Origin of the sequence: Xenorhabdus bovienii, from assembly GCF_024721015.1 — a bacterium.
GTDB lineage: Bacteria > Pseudomonadota > Gammaproteobacteria > Enterobacterales > Enterobacteriaceae > Xenorhabdus > Xenorhabdus bovienii.
This window is the reverse complement of the sequence record NZ_JANAIF010000245.1, coordinates 1-939: the sequence shown is the minus strand read 5'-3', so window position 1 is coordinate 939 and position 939 is coordinate 1. Positions and strand designations below refer to the sequence as shown.

Below are 939 nucleotides of genomic sequence, written 5' to 3'. Positions count from 1 at the left end.
GGTATACGGTGTCTGGCTGCCAAAATCACGGAAGCCTTCGCTGCTTTGCATATGGGAGAGGTGATAGCGCGGGTTCTCCGGATTGTAATCTTTATGCAGACTGCGTTGCGGACTCATACCAACGCCTAGCCGCACCTGATAAATGGTATCGATGCCGTATGCCGTTTCCGGCTGGGGCTGGTATTGCAATGGCAGACCCGCTGTCATTCCTAAATGACTGTCACTGAAAAACGCCGTTTCATCTTCAAACCAGAAACTGCATCCCTCTTCCGCCGCCAACCGGCTGAAAAATGCATAATCCGATTCGCGTTTCTGGGTGACATATTCCCTGTCCTGATGGGTATCGTAGAGCTTCGAATCGGCTTTCACCCGGTGTTTTTTCAGCAGGCTGTTTAACATCGCCGGGACATTTTGCTGATGATAAATCCGACTGTCCTGATTAAGCGTCAGACGCCAGAGGGCTGGACGAACAGTCAGGGTATAAAGCGTCTTGTTGCCATCGGTGCCAATCCAGTCCGCATGGGAAATGATGCCGGTGATTTTTCGCTGCTCAGTTTCGCCGTTAAAAACCTGCAATACCGCTTCCTGCATCAGCAGCGAGGCCAAATCAATTTCCGCCTGCGGTTTAAACGGGTTCGCGTTACCGGCTCTGACCAGCGTCAGGTTCAGGGTAAACAGTTCCGATAAGCCTTCTTGCAGGGAAAACTCCCCCACGGCAAAGGTGTCTTCCGGCACACCGGCGATAGTGCAGACAAAACGTAATCCACTTTTCATTTTTACTCCTTCTGATTTATTGCATCGGTTCCTTAGTTACATATCCGGGCGTAACCCATCGACATGCCCGAATTGCCACAGCACTTTGTTACTGTCCGGGATAAAAATTTCCAGCATGACAAAGGTAGACTGGCTGATAAAACAGGCCATTGCTTCATTGATTAA

1 protein-coding gene is annotated in these 939 nt (G+C 50.1%); it reads right to left on the bottom strand.

Annotated features, from left to right (window positions below; genetic code table 11):
- The coding region (locus NXS07_RS20345) for a type VI secretion system Vgr family protein (RefSeq protein ID WP_258087557.1) at positions 1-774 on the bottom strand (774 nt) is incomplete at its 3' end.
- Positions 775-939 lie beyond the last annotated feature (165 nt).